At 64.9% G+C, this 16,642-nt stretch carries 17 protein-coding genes; 8 read left to right on the forward strand and 9 right to left on the reverse strand.

The window, feature by feature from the left end:
* Nucleotides 1-7 precede the first annotated feature (7 nt).
* A complete protein-coding gene (locus XH96_RS07600; RefSeq protein WP_194391882.1) occupies nucleotides 8-478 on the forward strand; it encodes a hypothetical protein in 471 nt (156 codons plus the stop codon).
* A gap of 48 nt (nucleotides 479-526) precedes the next feature.
* On the opposite strand, the gene XH96_RS07605 is transcribed toward XH96_RS07600, so the two are convergent.
* The 3 genes from XH96_RS07605 to XH96_RS07615 are packed head-to-tail and all read right to left on the reverse strand — an operon-like array spanning nucleotide 527 to nucleotide 2,483.
* The gene (locus XH96_RS07605; RefSeq protein ID WP_194391883.1) at nucleotides 527-1,687 is read right to left on the reverse strand and encodes a glutathionylspermidine synthase family protein; all 1,161 of its coding nucleotides are present in this window, start codon (nucleotides 1,685-1,687) and stop codon (nucleotides 527-529) included.
* Nucleotides 1,688-1,690: 3 nt separating this feature from the next.
* Nucleotides 1,691-2,077, reverse strand: coding sequence for a hypothetical protein (locus tag XH96_RS07610; RefSeq protein WP_194391885.1), 387 nt, complete (start codon nucleotides 2,075-2,077; stop codon nucleotides 1,691-1,693).
* A 1-nt stretch (nucleotide 2,078) separates the two neighbouring features.
* Nucleotides 2,079-2,483 carry a DUF350 domain-containing protein gene (locus XH96_RS07615; RefSeq protein ID WP_131874792.1) on the reverse strand — a complete coding sequence of 135 codons (405 nt, stop codon included), beginning with the start codon at nucleotides 2,481-2,483 and terminating at the stop codon, nucleotides 2,079-2,081.
* Between the two features lie 166 nt (nucleotides 2,484-2,649).
* Here XH96_RS07615 and XH96_RS07620 point away from each other — a divergent pair, with 166 nt between their 5' ends.
* The gene (locus XH96_RS07620; protein WP_194389004.1) at nucleotides 2,650-3,663 is read left to right on the forward strand and encodes an IS5 family transposase; all 1,014 of its coding nucleotides are present in this window, start codon (nucleotides 2,650-2,652) and stop codon (nucleotides 3,661-3,663) included.
* Nucleotides 3,664-3,887: 224 nt separating this feature from the next.
* Here XH96_RS07620 and ctrA read toward each other — a convergent pair whose 3' ends face one another.
* Complete coding sequence (ctrA, locus tag XH96_RS07625; RefSeq protein WP_016848562.1) at nucleotides 3,888-4,589, reverse strand: response regulator transcription factor CtrA; 702 nt, start codon at nucleotides 4,587-4,589, stop codon at nucleotides 3,888-3,890.
* A 401-nt stretch (nucleotides 4,590-4,990) separates the two neighbouring features.
* On the opposite strand from ctrA, the gene fliI reads away from it, so the two are divergent.
* The 6 genes from fliI (at nucleotide 4,991) to XH96_RS07655 (ending at nucleotide 11,308) form a co-directional block, all read left to right on the forward strand.
* Nucleotides 4,991-6,316: a flagellar protein export ATPase FliI gene (gene fliI / locus XH96_RS07630; protein WP_194391887.1), complete on the forward strand. Its 1,326-nt coding sequence runs from the start codon at nucleotides 4,991-4,993 to the stop codon at nucleotides 6,314-6,316.
* A 121-nt stretch (nucleotides 6,317-6,437) separates the two neighbouring features.
* Nucleotides 6,438-6,857 (forward strand): flagellar export protein FliJ, encoded by a 420-nt coding sequence (gene fliJ / locus XH96_RS07635; RefSeq protein ID WP_011084990.1) that lies wholly within the window; start codon nucleotides 6,438-6,440, stop codon nucleotides 6,855-6,857.
* A 318-nt stretch (nucleotides 6,858-7,175) separates the two neighbouring features.
* Nucleotides 7,176-7,721, forward strand: coding sequence for a sigma-70 family RNA polymerase sigma factor (locus XH96_RS07640; protein ID WP_028181976.1), 546 nt, complete (start codon nucleotides 7,176-7,178; stop codon nucleotides 7,719-7,721).
* 36 nt (nucleotides 7,722-7,757) lie between these two features.
* Entirely contained in the window at nucleotides 7,758-8,816 is a 1,059-nt protein-coding gene (locus tag XH96_RS07645; RefSeq protein ID WP_194391889.1) for an anti-sigma factor domain-containing protein, read from the forward strand.
* A 197-nt stretch (nucleotides 8,817-9,013) separates the two neighbouring features.
* A complete protein-coding gene (locus XH96_RS07650; RefSeq protein ID WP_194391891.1) occupies nucleotides 9,014-9,973 on the forward strand; it encodes an AraC family transcriptional regulator in 960 nt (319 codons plus the stop codon).
* A gap of 114 nt (nucleotides 9,974-10,087) precedes the next feature.
* On the forward strand, nucleotides 10,088-11,308 hold the full coding sequence (locus tag XH96_RS07655; RefSeq protein WP_194391892.1) for an NAD(P)/FAD-dependent oxidoreductase: 1,221 nt from the start codon (nucleotides 10,088-10,090) through the stop codon (nucleotides 11,306-11,308).
* 188 nt (nucleotides 11,309-11,496) lie between these two features.
* On the opposite strand, the gene XH96_RS07660 is transcribed toward XH96_RS07655, so the two are convergent.
* The 5 genes from XH96_RS07660 to XH96_RS07680 form a co-directional block, all read right to left on the reverse strand.
* Nucleotides 11,497-11,697, reverse strand: a complete 201-nt coding sequence (locus tag XH96_RS07660; RefSeq protein WP_061879401.1) for a hypothetical protein — start codon at nucleotides 11,695-11,697, stop codon at nucleotides 11,497-11,499.
* Between the two features lie 294 nt (nucleotides 11,698-11,991).
* Complete coding sequence (flhA, locus tag XH96_RS07665) at nucleotides 11,992-14,133, reverse strand: flagellar biosynthesis protein FlhA (RefSeq protein WP_194391894.1); 2,142 nt, start codon at nucleotides 14,131-14,133, stop codon at nucleotides 11,992-11,994.
* A gap of 357 nt (nucleotides 14,134-14,490) precedes the next feature.
* Nucleotides 14,491-14,793: a copper-binding protein gene (locus tag XH96_RS07670; protein ID WP_194391896.1), complete on the reverse strand. Its 303-nt coding sequence runs from the start codon at nucleotides 14,791-14,793 to the stop codon at nucleotides 14,491-14,493.
* Nucleotides 14,794-14,808: 15 nt separating this feature from the next.
* The gene (locus XH96_RS07675) at nucleotides 14,809-15,264 is read right to left on the reverse strand and encodes a cupredoxin domain-containing protein (RefSeq protein WP_194394067.1); all 456 of its coding nucleotides are present in this window, start codon (nucleotides 15,262-15,264) and stop codon (nucleotides 14,809-14,811) included.
* A gap of 32 nt (nucleotides 15,265-15,296) precedes the next feature.
* Nucleotides 15,297-16,634 carry a copper oxidase gene (locus XH96_RS07680; protein ID WP_194391898.1) on the reverse strand — a complete coding sequence of 446 codons (1,338 nt, stop codon included), beginning with the start codon at nucleotides 16,632-16,634 and terminating at the stop codon, nucleotides 15,297-15,299.
* Nucleotides 16,635-16,642: the final 8 nt, after the last annotated feature.

Raw genomic sequence — 16,642 nt, forward strand, 5'->3', positions numbered from 1 at the left:
ACATACCATGCGAATGTCTTGTGCCTCGTATTTCTTGCTGGCAGCGCTTTCGTTGCCAGCCACTGCTCTCGCCGGTGAGCATGTGCTCGAGTTCAAGCTCGTCACCAAGCCGATGGATGTCAAAGTCACCGAGGTCGCGAACGTCGAAGGCCAGATGGTCATGTCCGGCAAAATGTTTGGCGTTGCCTTTTTCAAGGATGGACGCATTGCCGTGAAAGATTTTGTGAATTCCTCCGACCTGCTCAAGGGCTCAGGACCTATCTTTGGCTACAGCACCTACACCTTCGACGATGGCTCCTCGATCACGGCGCGCTACGCCGGCGCGGTCAAGGATGGCAAAGCGAAGGGCGAATATACGATCTTGTCGGGCACTGGTACGTACGCGAACGCGACGGGCACCGGCGGATTCGAAAGTGTTCAGAGCGGGTTCAAGGGCGCATTCCTGTATGATGGAAGATTCATCGTCAAGACGCCCTAGGTCAGCATGTGCGCTCGCGTCCCGTTCCGACGAGGTCGCGAGCGCATCTCACAAGATCGCATGCGGCAGAAACCGCGAGCGGTTGCCGGTGATCGGACTTTCGTCCTCGCGGATCGAAAGGCCGCACGGCTCGTGGTTCACCAGCCAGCTTCCCACCACCGGATAGACGCCCGAAAAGTTCGGCAGCGGTGACAATGCCTGCCGCACGAAACCTTCGGCCCCGTAGGGACCTGCCTGCTCGTCGAGGGGCATGCCGCCGGACACCAGCGTGACGTTGGCGCCTTCGCGCGACAGCAGCGGCTTGCGGACGTAGGACGTTCCGAGCTCCGCGGCGCGCGGATCGTCCTCGAAGAAGGCCGGCAGCAGATTGGGATGGTTCGGAAACATCTCCCAGAGCAGCGGCAGGATGCCCTTGTTGGAGAGCACCGCCTTCCACGGCGGCTCGATCCAGCGCGTGGTTGCGTCCTTGAGCTTTGCACCGAACGCGTCCTGGAACATCCACTCCCAGGGATAGAGCTTGAAGGCCAGTGCGACATCGTCATCGTCGAGATCCACGAAGCCGCCGCCTTCGTCGCGCCAGCCGACCTCTTCGATGTCGAGCAGCCTGGTCGAGAGTCCGGCCTGGCGCGCGGTGTCTTCGAGATAAGCGAGCGTGCCGGCGTCTTCCTCGTTGCCCGTGATGCCGGTGAGATGGACGTGGTGACCGGCCGCGATCTCCTTCCACGCCGCGATCAACCGCTCATGGATGGAGTTGAACTGATCGGCGCGCGACGGGATGATGCGCCGCTCGATCGCCTGTTCGAGCCAGGTCCATTGAAACACCGCGGCCTCGAAGATCGAGGTCGGCGTATCCGCGTTGTATTCGAGCAGCTTTGCCGGCGACTTGCCGTCGAACTTCAGGTCGAGCCGGCCGTAAAGGCTGCGGTCGTCGCGCTCCCAGCTCTCCGCGATCAGGCTCCAGAACGCTTCCGGTATCTTCAGGCGCCGCAGGTAGCGCTCGTCGCCGATGACGCGGCCGGCGAGCTCCAGGCACATCGCGTCGATCTCGCCGGTCGGCGCCTCGATGCCGCGCTCGATCTCATCGAGCGTGAAGCCGTAATAGGCGCTCTCGTCCCAATAGCGTTCGCCGTCGATGGTGTGGAAGACGAAGCCGCATTGCTCGGCGGTCTGCCGCCAGTCGTCACGCTCGGGACAGGTGATGCGTTGCATGGATCAGCCGCCGCCCGAGAAGCCATGGCCGAACGAGCCGAAGCCGCCGCGGCTCACGCTGCTGTGGCCGACATCGGACGACGTGCTTGACGAGGGATGGCTCGAGGAGTCGCTGTTGAAGAAGCTCGATCGCGACGACCAGCGCGAGCTGCTGCCGCCCGACGAACTGCTGCTGCTTGTGCAGGTCGTCGTCGTCTGCCCCGGCACGGCGCCCGGCGTGGGTTCGCAAGTCTGCCGCGGCATCAAGGTGTAGGCGGTGGTGCCGACCGCGAGCGTGCCCATCACCAGCAGCGCGACATGGCCGGAGCGCTTCACCGGCGGGCGCGGCGGTGCCGGATCGGCGACCGGCCGGCGCTTGCCGAACTCCTTCTTGGCGGGTTTGTCGGCCATGTCAGTAGATCATGCTGGCGGCGTTGAGCAGCCCCGCGGCGAGCGAGGACAGGCCGAGCCAGATCGCGGGGGCAAGCTCGCCGGCATCGATGCGCTTCGACAGGTTTGGCACCGGAACCTTGACGAGATAGAACACGATGACCTGCACGATGAGCGCGATCGTCGCCCAGATCAGGCAGTCCAGCACGTTGGCCGAATGCGCGATCGCGCTCACCAGCGGCGCTACGAAGCCGAGTAGGCTGAGCCCGAGCGCGATCGCCGCGGCCGGCTCGTTGTCGCGGATGAGCTGGAATTCGTTGTGCGCGGTGATGCGGGTGTAGACGAACAGATAGGCCACGATCGCGATCAGCCCGGTGCAGAAATAGACCAGGAAGGCGGGCAGGCCGGCGAGTGATTGCAGGATCATCGTTCCCCCATCGTGCAGCGACCATTCGTCGGCAGGGGAAGGCCAGTGGTTCAAAGCTTAAGAGGGATGAAGCCGTGTCGGCACGGTCGGTGCAACCTCTCCCGCAAGCGAGAGCTTTGCATATTCGCGAATCTGCGATTCCCTAGACCGCTGAGGGAGGACGGGAATGGCCTATCGACAGGTTGGACAACCGAGCTTTGCGGACGCGCTGGTGTCGCGACGGGGAAAAGGCAATCCGGTGCTGAGACGGATTGGGGACTTGGTCGATTGGGCAGCGGTAGGGGGCGTGCTAGGCGGTCTGCCGGAACCGGAGCGTGGGGCGCCGGCCTATCCGCGGCTGGTGATGTTCAAGGCGCTGTTGCTGCAGCAATGGTACGGGCTGTCCGATCCGGAGCTTGAAGAGGCGCTTGATGACCGCGCCTCATTCCGCGATTTCTGCGGCTTTGTGCTCGGCGATGAGACACCCGATCACGCCACGATCTGGCGCTTCCGCGACAGTTTGCAGCGGGCCGGCCTGGACGAGAGGCTGTTCGGTGAGATCCTGCGCCAGATCGATGCGCATGGGCTGGTGGTGCGGCGGGGTACACTAATCGACGCGAGCCTGATCCCGGCGGCGGTGAAGCCGCCGAAGCCACCAGAGGAGCCGCAGCCCCCCGGCCCGGACGGTCGGGCGCCGAGCAAACTGGTCAACAGCAAGCGCGATCCGGATGCGCGATGGACCAAGAAGGGCGGCAAACGATACTTCGGCTACAAGGCCCATGTTGGCATCGACCAGGGCTCGGCAATCATCCGCCGCAGCAAGCTGACCGATGCTGCGGTCAACGATACGGTGCCCGCCGACGAGTTGGTCTGTGGTGATGAGAAGGCGGTCTATGCCGACCAGGCCTATGACAAGCACGAGCGCCGTAGCGGCCTGCGCGCGCGAGGCATCAAGCCGCGGCTGATGTTCCGGCCCAACAAGCATCATCCGCTGACCGCGCGGCAGAAGCGCTTCAACGGTGCCGTGGGAAAGCGCCGCGCACCGGTCGAGCAGGTCTTCGCGCGCCTCAAGGGCAGCTACCGCTGGGCGCGCGCCCGCTATCTGGGCTGGGCGCGCAACCAGACGCATCTGCGCCTGATCTGCCTGGCAATGAATCTCAAACGATGGGTGGCGTTGTCTCCTGCGGGAGTTGCCGCATGACCGCCCAACCCAATCAGTCGACCACGAAAGCGCAAACCTTCGATGCCGCCGACGTCCAACGCTACGCAAAAAACGCCCAACAGCGGCAATCACTCCCCCGCGTCCAATTAAGCAAAGCTCTCGCAAGCGGGAGAGGGAGAGGCAAAAAACAAAAACCCCGCCATTCGCGGCGGGGTCCAGGCTGGGAGGAGCGAGCCCGGAGGCTCGCGACGTAACCCAGGGGATCAGGCGGGGATGCGTTCGTCGGCCTCGTGCGGTTCGCGCAGCACGTAGCCGCGGCCCCACACGGTCTCGATGAAATTGCGGCCCTCGGAGGCGTTGGCGAGCTTCTTGCGGAGCTTGCAGATGAAGACGTCGATGATCTTCAGCTCCGGCTCGTCCATGCCGCCATAGAGATGGTTGAGGAACATTTCCTTGGTGAGGGTCGTGCCCTTGCGGAGCGAGAGGAGCTCCAGCATCTGATATTCCTTGCCGGTCAGATGGACGCGCTGGCCGCCGACTTCCACCGTCTTGGTGTCGAGGTTGACGACGAGGTCGCCGGTCTGGATGACCGACTGGGCATGGCCCTTGGAGCGGCGCACGATCGCGTGGATGCGGGCCACCAGCTCGTCCTTGTGGAAGGGCTTGGTCATGTAGTCGTCGGCGCCGACGCCGAGACCCTTGACCTTGTCCTCGATGCCGGCGAGGCCGGAGAGGATCAGAATCGGTGTCTTGATCTTGGAGACCCGGAGCTGCTTGAGCACGTCGTAGCCGGACATGTCGGGCAGATTGAGGTCGAGAAGAATAATGTCGTAATCGTATAGTTTACCGAGATCGACGCCTTCTTCCCCCAAATCGGTCGTGTAGACGTTGAAGCTCTCCGACTTCAGCATCAGCTCGATCGACTGCGCGACGGCGCTGTCATCTTCAATCAGCAAAACGCGCATGCCAGTTCCCCATAGTCGCCGCTCCTGGGCGTCAGGTCGGCCGCATTCGCGGCACTCAACAAAACGCCTTTGAACAACTGATTCGGATCCTGACGACAGATGGTTAACAAACTCTGATTCTGGAACGCAAGTCCCCACGGTGCAATTTTTGCCGAATCGCCCTAAGGTCTTGCGTATGAAGCAGCTTTCGTTACCCGATTCCGTTCAAGCTCCACTTTAAGAGACGGGCCTAACCGACTCCCGCGACTCAGCCTTCTTCTGAAGGGGAGTCACGCTCAGTCACAAAGACAGTGACGCAATGATTAATGATGCGGGTAAACACGAGGTTAAGCGCCGTTCAGAAATGTGGCGAAACTTAAGGCTTTCACCGTGATGCCCCGGATGACGAAGGCGACCACCTTATGAAGGCTCTTGCCGAACAGATCGGCGACATCGACGGCGTCAACATTTATGGCCGCGTGGTCGGCGTGCGCGGCCTGATGGTCGAGGTGGCCGGTCCGATTCACGCAATGTCGGTCGGCGCACGGCTCGTGATCGAGACCGGCGCCAACCGCACCATTCCCTGTGAGGTGATCGGCTTCTCCGGCAACAATGCCGTCGTGATGCCGTTCGCCGGCCTCGACGGCGTGCGCCGCGGCTGCAAGGCGGTCATTGCCAATGCCGCCAATCAGGTGCGGCCGTCCGCAGCCTGGCTCGGCCGCGTCGTCAACGCGCTGGGCGAGCCGATCGACGGCAAGGGGCCGCTGCCGCAGGGCTCTTCGCCGATGCCGTTCCGCAATACGCCGCCGCCGGCGCATTCGCGCAAGCGCGTCGGCGCGCCGCTCGATCTCGGCGTGCGCGCGATGAACACCTTCCTCACCTGCTGCCGCGGCCAGCGCATGGGCATCTTCGCGGGGTCCGGCGTCGGCAAGTCGGTGCTGCTCTCGATGCTCGCGCGCAACGTCGATGCCGCTGTCAGCGTCATCGGGCTGATCGGCGAACGCGGGCGCGAGGTTCAGGAATTCCTGCAGGACGATCTCGGCGAGGAGGGCCTCGCGCGTTCGGTCGTGGTGGTCGCCACCTCCGACGAGCCCGCGCTGATGCGCCGCCAGGCGGCGTATCTGACGCTCGCGATCGCCGAATATTTTCGCGACGAGGACAAGGACGTGCTCTGCCTGATGGACTCGGTGACGCGCTTTGCCATGGCCCAGCGCGAGATCGGCCTGTCCGCCGGCGAGCCGCCGACAGCCAAGGGCTATACGCCGACCGTCTTCACCGAGTTGCCGAAGCTCCTGGAGCGGGCCGGGCCGGGCCTCGGGGAGGGCGCCATCACCGCGATCTTCACGGTGCTGGTCGACGGCGACGACCATAATGAGCCGATCGCGGATGCGGTCCGCGGCATCCTCGACGGCCACATCGTGATGCAGCGCTCGATCGCCGAGCGCGGCCGTTACCCCGCGATCAACATCCTCAAATCCGTCTCGCGCACCATGCCGAAATCGGCGGATCCGCAGTTCTGGCCCGTCATCCAGCGGGCACGCCAGGTGATGGCGACCTACGCCGACATGGAGGAATTGATCCGGCTCGGCGCCTACCGCGCCGGCTCCAGCCCCGAGGTCGACGAGGCGATCCGGCTGAACGAGCCGCTGGAGGCCTTCCTGCGCCAGCGCAAGGACGAGAATGCATCCCTGGCGGACGGCTACCGCCAATTGGCGCAGATCCTCGGCAATTTGGAAACGGAACGCTAACTTTGTCAGGTCATCATCCGTTCCCACAGAGTAGCAGAGCCGGTCTTGGCCTCAATCGGGCCTGGGAGGCGACCGGTGCCGTCCCACGCGCAGCGGGCGGACTTCTGGGGAGTACGAGTCGATGAAGTCACGAGATACGCTTATCCGCCTGAAAAAGTTTCAGGTCGACGAGAAGCGCCGCCGGGTCACCCAGATCGAGACCATGATCGCCGATTTCCAGCGGATGTCGGTCGATCTCGAACGCGAGATCCAGACCGAGCAGGAGCGTGCCGGGATCAACGATCCCTCGCACTTCGCCTATCCGACCTATGCCAAGGCCGCGATCCAGCGCCGCGAGAACCTGACCCGTTCAGCCGATGAGCTGAAGGGCCAGCTCGACGAAGCCAAGGCCGCATTAGCCGAGGCTTTCGAAGAGTTGAAGAAGGTCGAGCTCCTCGACGAGCGCGACCAGGCCCGCGAGCGCGCTGAGGAAAACGCCCGAGAGCAGGCCGACCTCGACAGCATCGGCCTGATGCGGGCCCGCATCGGCGCGGTAGCCTGAGCCGGCCGGCAGCCAGACCACGTTGGAATTTGCCAAACCCGGACCCGCAAGGTCCGGGTTTTCGTATGTGCTGTCCACAGCGGGGCACCGCGCCCCTTGGTGGTCGGCTTTGCCGCGCGCTATGGTGGTGGGAATGAATGCTGTGCCAGCGACGGCGGTGCCCACTTCTCCCTTGGGAGAGGTCGGTGCGGAGCGCCGGGTGAGGGGTGACGGTCCCCCGTTTGCCCCGCGCCCCCTCACCCGATTTGCTGCGCAAATCGACCTCTCCCCGGTGGGGAGAGGTGAAAGGAAGCGGCAGGCCGCGTGTCGGGGGGCTGAATGCTGACGCCAGCGGAGCTGGTCGAGTTGATCGAGGCGGTGGCGAAGGGCGATCAGGCCGCATTCGAGCGCCTCTACGCTGCCACGCGCGCGAAACTCTATGGCGTCGTGCTCCGTATCTTGCGCCGACAGGATCTCGCAGAGGAGGTCATCCAGGAGACCTACGTCAAGATCTGGAACAGCGCCGGCCAGTTCAATTCGGCCTTGTCGTCGCCGATCACGTGGATGGCCTCGATCGCGCGCAACCGTGCAATCGACATCGTGCGCAAGAAGTCGGAAGTCTCCATCGAGGAAGAGCCTCAGGCGATGGAGGTCGCGGCCGAGAGTCCCGATCCGCTGGCGCGCCGCGAGATGACCGAGGAGCTGAAGCGGCTCCTGGAATGTATCGGCCGGCTCGAGCCGGACCGCCAGAGGCTCGTGCTTCTCGCCTATTACAACGGCTGGAGCCGCGAGCAATTGGCGGAGAAATTCGCCGCGCCCGTCAACACGGTGAAGACGTGGCTCCGGCGCAGCATGCTGGATATTCGGGAGTGCCTCGGGCTGTGATGGCCTGATGATGAGGATGGTTCTGGACCGCAATTGATGGCCTACACGGAGGATCATATCGCGCTCGCCGCGGAATACGCGCTCGGTACGCTCGACGCCGATGAGCGTGCGCAGGTCGAGGCCATGATGGCGGAGGACGAGGCGTTCGCCGATATCGTGCGGTCCTGGTCCTATCGACTTGGCGCGCTTAACCAGATGGTCGGCTCGGTCGAGCCGCGTCCGGTCGTGTGGGAGAACATCAAGTCCGAAATCGCGCGCACCGCGCTTGCGCAGGAGCCGCCTGCACCTGCCGAAGCTTCGCCGCCGCCTGCGCCCATGCCGGACTTGCCCGCGGAGGAAGTTGCGACGTTGGAATCTTCCGCGGAGAACGGGCCCCCGCAGACATCGCATCCCGCCGCGGAGCAGCCCGGGTCGTCGCGCCCCGAACCCGATGCCATCCCGGACATCGCGCCGCAATTCATTCCGCAGGTCCATGCTCCGGATATCAATGTTTTGCGCGCACAGCTGGCGCCGGTCGTCGATGGTGACGTGATCCGCCTCGAGGGGCGCGCGAAGCGCTGGCGCAACATTGCATCCGCCGTCGGCGCGCTCGCGGCCGCGCTGCTCGTGACGCTGTCGCTTCAGATATTCCTGCCTGATGCGCTGCCGGGCGTCTTGCGTCCTCCGCCACGCATCCAGACGGTGGAGGTGAAGGCCCCGGCCGCGCCGCTCGCCGCCTCGGCGCAATATGTCGCGCTGCTGCAGGGCCAGGACGGCGGTCCCGCCTTCATCCTCACCATCGACGGCGCGACGCGGAATTTCACGGTGCGGAAAGTCGGCGCGACGCCGGAGCCCGGCAAGAGTTTCGAGCTCTGGCTGATCTCGGACAAGCTGCCGCGGCCGCGCTCGCTCGGCGTGATCGGCGCCAGTGATTTTACCGCGCGTCCGCTGCTCGCCTCCTATGATGCCGAGGTCGTCAACGGCGCCACCTTCGCCGTCACCGTCGAACAGGCCGGTGGCTCGCCGAACGGCCAGCCCACATCGGCGCCGGTGTTTTCCGGCAAGCTGATCGAGACCGTGCCGCCCACGCAGCCGCAGGCGCCCGCAAAGAAATAAGCATCGCAGCATCGTAGCCGGATGGAGCCGCGCTCCATCCGGGTTGGAAGGGCGCGCCTTGTCGCCGCGGTCCATCCGGTCGTCGCATTTCGACAAGCCCGGCCAAATCCGCCCCCGATTTTGAACCTCCCCGCAAGCCGCGGCGTCAAATCCCCGGAATTTCAAGTCGGCGATGCCGGAGAGGGCGAGAGAATCAGATGGATGCAGCGAGAACGCCGGGCATCTTCCTTCACCAATATGCGGGGCTGCCGCACGGCCCGGCGTTCGAAGACTGGCGCGGGCGGGCCTTCGGTCGCTGCGGCCTCGAGATTGGGCCGAGCCAGGGCGACAGCATCGATTGCCGGCTCCAGGTCAGCGTCATCGACAACATCGTGCTCGCCATTCCGGAAGGCGCCTCCGCGCAATATTCCCGTACGCAGAGCCACCTCGCCGACGGCAGCGACGACCTCGTCCTGATCGCGGCGCATGCGGGGCTCGTCCGCGTCGGACAGAATGGGCATACCGTGGAGCTCACGCCTGCCCAGATGGTGCTCGTCGACATGAGCATCACCGGCACCGTCGGCCACACCGACGAAGACCGCTTCAACACCATTCGCATGCCGCGCCGTGCGCTGCTCGACATCAATCCGCGCGCCGAGGACAAGCTCTCGCAGGTGCTCTGCGACGGCGCGGTTGCAGAGACCATCCTCCGCTACCATGCGCTCGCCGCCAACCACGCGCCGCATCTCGATGCGGTAGGCCAGCGCCTGACGGCGCAGCATATGGTCGATCTCGTCGGTCTCCTGCTCGGCACCGATGCGGAGCATGCAAGCCGGGCACACGGCCGCGGCCAGGCGGCGGCCCGTCTCGATCTGATGCGCGCCGACGTGATGGCCGCACTCGGCCGCAACGATCTCTGTCTGGCCGAGGTCGCGACACGCTCAGGGCTGAGCCCGCGCCAGGCACAGCGCCTGTTCGAGCAGGCCGGCACGACCTTCACCGAATTCGTGCTGGAGCAGCGCCTGCTCCATGCGCGCAAGCTGCTCGGTGATCCCCGCGCCAGGGCGCGCAAGATCAGCGACATCGCGCATTCGTCCGGCTTCTCCGATCTGTCCTATTTCAATCGCGCCTTTCGCAAGCGCTTCGGGGCGACGCCGTCGGAGCTGCGCGAGGCGTAAGTCGCGATTTCGTGCGGCGGCGCGGGCGCTGCCGCATTTGGTCGACGCCGGCTGTTGAGCTAGTGTGTCCAGGCGGGGAGACCGCAGGATCCTCTGGAAGGTGCGCAGGCGGACATGGCGCGTATCGTCGTGCTCGGTGCCGGATTTGCAGGCCTGTGGGCGGCCATCGGCGCTGCGCGCAAGCGCGACGAGATCGGCGCGAGCGACCGCGACATCGAGATCCGTGTCATCGACCGCAACCCCTATCACAACATCCGCGTGCGCAACTACGAGGCCGATCTCGGCGAGGTCGCGCTGCCGCTGCCGCAACTGCTCGATCCGATCGGTGTCGGCCACGGCCTCGGCGAGGTCGAGGCCATCGATCCGGTACGGCGCGAGATCTCGCTCGTCACCAGCAGCGGCGAGGAGACGCTGGGCTATGATCGCCTGGTGCTGGCGCTCGGCAGCGAGGTGATGCGCCCCGACATTCCCGGCCTTGCCGCGCACGCCTTCGACGTCGATACCTATGCCGCGGCGCTCCGCCTCGAAGAACATCTGGTTTCGCTTGGACGCAGCGCGCCGTCTCCGGAACGTTCAACGGTGGTGGTGGTCGGCGCCGGCTTCACCGGCATCGAGGTCGCAGCCGAGATGCCTGACCGGTTGGCGCGTGCGGGCATCACCGGCAGCCGCTGCATCATCCTGGTCGATCCCAATCCAGCGGTCGGCGCCAGCATCGGTGTGCATGCGCGTCCCGTCATCGAGACAGCCCTGGCTTCGCTGGACATCGAGACGCGGCTCGGTGTGCGTGTCGTGTCGATCGAGGCCGCTGGCATGCGCCTGAACTCAGGCGAGTTCATTGCGGCGCAGACGGTGATCTGGTGTGCGGGCATGCGTGCAAGCCCGTTGGCAGCGAGCTTTCCGGGCGCACGCGATCGCCTCGGGCGCCTTCTCGTCGATCCCTTGATGCGGGTTGCGGATGTCGGCGGCGTGTTCGCGGCCGGCGACGTTGCCTCGAGCGTGATCGACGGACTGCATCCGACCGTGATGTCCTGTCAGTTCGCGCGCCCCATGGGCCGCTTCGCAGGCCACAACGTGGTGGCCGATCTCGTCGGCCTGCCGATGCTGCCGCTGCGGATCGACTGGTACGTCACCGTGCTCGATCTCGGCGGCTGGGGTGCGCTCTATACGGAGGGGTGGGATCGCGAGGTCAAGACGACCGGCGCGGCAGCAAAGGCCACCAAGCAGATCATCAACTGCAAGCGCATCTACCCGCCGATGAGCGGCAGCAAGGACGATCTGTTCGCGGCGGCAGCGCCGACGGTGCAGGCGCCGCCGCCGACATATGGCGGGCGGTGATAATCTGATTGATGCTGGTTGGAGGACGTCGGCTGAGCGTGTCGCAAGGTACCCCAGACATGAGAAAGCGCCCGTGGGGGGCGGGCGCTTTCCGTAGTCGACTTGGGGTTGGGGTCGTCTACATATCCACGTGGCGACTTTGGGGGGCTGGTAAAGAGCCGCGTGAATTCCTGAAACTCTGGATCTCCTTATCGAACAAGAGATGCGTCCGAACTGGTGACAACGACCGGCTTGCCGGCCTTGATGACGCGGGCGGTCTGGGTCAAACCTTCATCCGAACCCGAACGCGCCGTAATGCCGAGGCCTGCCACCGCGATCCCCGCAACGAGGGCCACGACCACGATTTTCAAGTGGGTCGAGCGATCTGCGCTGTAGATCGAGTGGTTCATGGAAGCCTCCTGCCGCCACCTACCCGAAGTAGTCGCCAGCCAGTTCAGGCAGGTTCATGCTTCCGGTGCCCAACAACCTAGTATTGGGGGGATTCGTTCCCAAGGGGCGGTCACAAGAGCGTGATAGGACGTGAAAGGTCGCGATCGAGAACGATCCTGGATCGTACGATTATATAATTATTTCAATGATATAGTTTGCCGATCGGGCGTCTAGGCAGCGTTTGGTCGACAAGGCGCCGGGAACTCAAAAACCATTTGCCTGTGGCTGAAAAACACACGGCTTCTTAAGGCAAATCAGATGCTTCCGACCGTTTTCAGCCTCGCCCTGGGGTGGATTTCTGCCTGCGACAGCACGGTCGTCTGGGCCCGGAACCGCTCCACCAGGGACCGGACGAACGGACGAATTGCCGCAGAGGTGACCAGCACCGGCGCTTCGCCCTCGCGGGCGGCGCGCTCGAACGCCTCGCGCACGGCGGTCATGAACTCCGACAGTTTCGAGGGCTGCATCGCGAGGCTGCGCTCCTCGCCCTGGCCGATGATGGATTCGGCAAAGGCCTGCTCCCACCGTGCCGACAGCGCGATCAGCGGCAGATAGCCGTTGTAGGAGGTGTTCTGCGCGCAGATCTGCCGCGCCAGACGCGCGCGGACGTGCTCGACCATGGTGGAGGGGTTGCGCGAGAAGGCGAGCGAATCGGCGATGCCTTCGAGGATGGTCGAGAGGTCGCGGATCGAGATGCGTTCGGCGAGCAGCAGTTGCAGCACGCGCTGGATGCCGGAGACCGTGACCTGTCCGGGAACGATGTCCTTGACCAGCTCGCTCTGCTCCTTCGGCAGCTCCTTGAGAAGCTTCTGCACCTCGCCATAGGAGAGCAGGTCCGACATGTTGGCCTTGAGCAACTCGGTGAGGTGGGTCGAGAGCACGGTCGCTGCGTCGACCACGGTGTAGCCCTTGAGAGAGGCTTCTTCCTTGAGGCTGGCATCGACCCAGGTCGCGGGTAGGCCGAAGGTCGGCTCGGTGGTGTGGATGCCGGGCACCTGCACCTGGCCGCCGCCGGGATCCATGACCATGAACTGGTTGGGCCAGATCTTGCCGGTGCCGGCGTCGACCTCCTTGATCTTGATGATGTAGGTGTTGGCCTCGAGCTGGACGTTGTCGAGGATGCGCACCGCCGGCATCACGAAGCCCATCTCGATCGCGAGCGAACGGCGCAGCGCCTTGATCTGCTCGGTGAGGCGATCGGTGCCGTCGGGACCGTTGACCAGCGGCAGGAGCGCATAGCCGAGCTCGATCTTGAGGTCGTCGATCTTGAGTGCGGCCGAGATCGGCTCTTCGGTCGCAGCGGCCCCCGGCGCGCCGGGCTGACCTGCCGCGGGCGCGGCCTTGGCGGCTTCTTCGGCCCTGGCGGTGACGCGGTTGCGGTTGCGGGCGTTCCAGGCCAGCGCGCCGGCGCCGGCGCCGAGCGCCAGGAACGGGAGGGTCGGAATGCCCGGCAGGGCCGCCAGCACGAGCATCACGGCCGAGGACATCGCGAGTGCCTGCGGATAGCCGGAGAACTGCTTCATCAGCGCCTTGTCGGCGGCGCCGGACACGCCGGCCTTGGAGACAAGCAGGCCGGCCGCCGTCGAGACGATCAGCGCCGGCACCTGGGTGACGAGACCGTCACCGACGGTCAGGAGCGTGTAGGTGCGGCCGGCGTCGGCGAAGGACATGCCTTGCTGCGCCACGCCGATGATGATGCCGCCGACCACGTTGATGAAGACGACCAGGAGGCCCGCGATGGCATCGCCGCGGACGAACTTGGAGGCACCGTCCATGGCGCCGAAGAAGCCGCTCTCGTCCTCCAGCTCCTTGCGCCGCTCCTTGGCGACTTTCTCGTCGATCAGGCCGGCGGAGAGGTCGGCGTCGATCGCCATCTGCTTGCCGGGCATGGCGTCGAGGTGGAAGCGCGCGGCGACCTCGGCGATACGGCCCGAACCCTTGGTGATGACGACGAAGTTGACGATGATCAGGATGGCGAAGACGATGATGCCGATGACGAAATTGCCGCCCATCACGAAGTTGCCGAAGGCCTCGATGACGTGACCGGCGGCGGCCGTGCCCTCGTGCCCGTGCGACAGGATCAGGCGGGTCGAGGCCATGTTGAGCGACAGGCGCAACATGGTCGAGATCAGCAGGACGGTCGGGAAGGCCGAGAATTCGAGCGGTGCCTGGATGAACAGCGACGTCATCAGGATCAGGATCGAGAGCGTGATCGAGATCGCCAGGAACAGGTCCAGCACGATCGCGGGCAGGGGAAGGATCAGCACCACCAGGATGGTGAGGACGCCGAGCGCCAGCGCGATGTCGCCGCGCTTGAGGATGTTGACGATCTCGCTGAGGGAGGGGATGCCGGCCTTCGCGCTGCCTACGCCCTGTCCCGCCGTGACGTCGACCATGGTAGCTGCCTCCCCGCGCGACTGCCGTCCGCGCGCCCCAAACGTCTGCGCGGCGGCCGATGGGCCGCCGTTCCGAAAGTGAGGCACCGCACTGGCGTCCACGGGAGCTCCCGTTCTACGCGGCTGACGACACTCGACTTCACCCGGCAATTCTTGCCGGGTGTATGGTTAGCAAAGGGTTAACGGAGGGTGGGAAGGGGGCGGGCGGGGTGTTTCGGGGGCCCCTCTCTGGTCATTCCGGGACGCGCGAAGCGCGAGCCCGGAATCCATCGGGCCGCACACGCTATGGAGAAATGGATTCCGGGCTCGCGCCAAGGGGCGCGCCCCGGAATGACGGTCGGGGGAAAAGGCCCTACTTCACTTCGCCTTGTTCATCTTCGTCACCGTGTACCCCGACGCCGCCTCCTCGGCCTCGAAGGTCACCTTGTCGCCGACCTTCACCTGCTTGAGCATGGCGGGGTCCTTGACGCGGTAGACCATGGTCATGGGCTCCTCCATGCCGAGGCTCTTCGCCGGTCCGTGCTTGAGCGTGATCTTGCCGGTGCCTTCGTCGATCTTCTTCACCTCGCCGCTGATCGCGGCGCCGTCGGCTGCGAGGGTCCCGGTCGCAAGGCCGACAGCAAGCGCGAGCGCAGCAGTGATACGGATGATGCGGTTCATGGGAGTCTCCATTGCTTACTTCACGGTGACGTGGCCGACCATGCCGTAGTCGCGATGGTCCGGAATCAGGCAGGAAAATTCGAAGGTGCCGGCCTTGCTGAATTTCCAGAGGATCTCGGCCGTCCCGTTCGGCGCGAGCCGGACCCCGTTGGGATCGTCGTGCTCCATGTGCGGATGCTTCTTCATCTCCACCGCATGCGCGAGATTTTCCTTGGGGGTGGCGAGCAGGAATTCGTGGTCCTCCTTGCCGACGTTGCGCAGCACGAAGCGGATCTGCTCGCCGCGTTTGACCTCAATCCGGGCAGGTGTGTAGTCCATCTCGTTCATCAGGACCTCGATCGTGCGGGCGGGCTTCTTGGGATCGCCGGGCTCGCCGGCGGAAAAACTCCCGTGCCCGTGCTTGTCGTGGGCAAAGGCCGGCGCGGTCGAAAGTGCAGCCAGCGCGAGGCCGAGCCTGATCGTGGTCTTCATCGTCGTCTCCAGTTGTTCATTCATCGAAACGCTCACATCTTCATGTTCTTCATCGGCGGGCCGCCTGGTTTTGGCCGGGCCGGCTCTGCGGCCGGGGCCGCAACCTCGTAGGCGACGGTGCCTTGCGGGAATTTGTACGGCCCGGGATCGCGGTAATCGTCGCGCGCGAGGTCCTCGCGGATCTTCATCACCGTGAACATGCCGCCCATCTCGATCGGCCCGAACTGGCCGGTGCCGGTCATCATCGGCAGCGTGTTGTCGGGCGTCGGCATCTCCATGTTGCCCATCGCCATGCCGGTCGAGCCCATGGCCATGCCGTCGGGCGCAAGCTTGCCGACGGCCTTGGCGAGATCCTTGCGCGACACGCCGATGAGGTTGCGCACGTCGTGTCCCATCGCGTTCATGGTGTGATGCGACTTGTGGCAGTGGAACGCCCAGTCGCCCGGATTGTCGGCGAGCACGTCGAACACCCTGACAGCGCCGACCGGCACGTCAGTGGTCGTCTCCGGGATCTGTGCGCTCTCCGGGATCCAGCCGCCGTCGGTGCAGGTGACCGCGAAGCTGTGGCCGTGCAGGTGAATCGGATGGTTGGTCATGCTGAGATTGCCGATGCGCACGCGCACCTTGTCGCCGAGCCTGACCGGGAGCGGATCGATGCCGGGAAATACCCGCGCATTCCAGGTCCACATGTTGAAGTCGGTCATCTCGTTGACATGCGGCAGATAGGTGCCGGGGTCGACGCGATAGGTGCTCATCACGAAGACGAAGTCGCGGTCGACGGGCCGGAAGCTCTGGTCGCGCGGATGCACGACGACCATGCCCATCATGCCCATCGCCATCTGCACCATCTCGTCGGAATGCGGGTGGTACATGAAGGTCCCGCTCTTCTTCATCTCGAATTCGTAGACGAAGGTCTTGCCCGGCTGGATGTGCGGCTGGGTCAGCCCGCCGACGCCGTCCATCCCGCTCGGAATGATCATGCCGTGCCAGTGCACGGTGGTGTATTCGGGCAGCCTGTTGGTGACGAAGATGCGGAGCTTGTCGCCCTCGACCGCTTCGATGGTCGGGCCCGGCGATTGCCCGTTGTAGCCCCACAGGTTCACCTTCATGCCCTCGGCGAATTCGCGCACCACGGGCTCGGCGACGAGATGGAATTCCTTCCAGTCGCCGTTCATGCGGAACGGCAGCGACCAGCCGTTGAGCGTGACCACGGGGCGATAGTCCGGGCCGCTGCTCGGATGCAGCGGCGGCTGCATCACCACCTTGTCCATGATGGGGGCTTCCGGAATCGAAGCGGCCTGGACGCGGCCGCTGATGGCCGATGCGCCGGCAAGCGCGGCGCTGCCTAAGAATCCTCGGCGGGAAAACATGCTGGCCT

Origin of the sequence: Bradyrhizobium sp. CCBAU 51765, assembly GCF_015291725.1 — a bacterium.
Lineage (GTDB): Bacteria > Pseudomonadota > Alphaproteobacteria > Rhizobiales > Xanthobacteraceae > Bradyrhizobium > Bradyrhizobium liaoningense.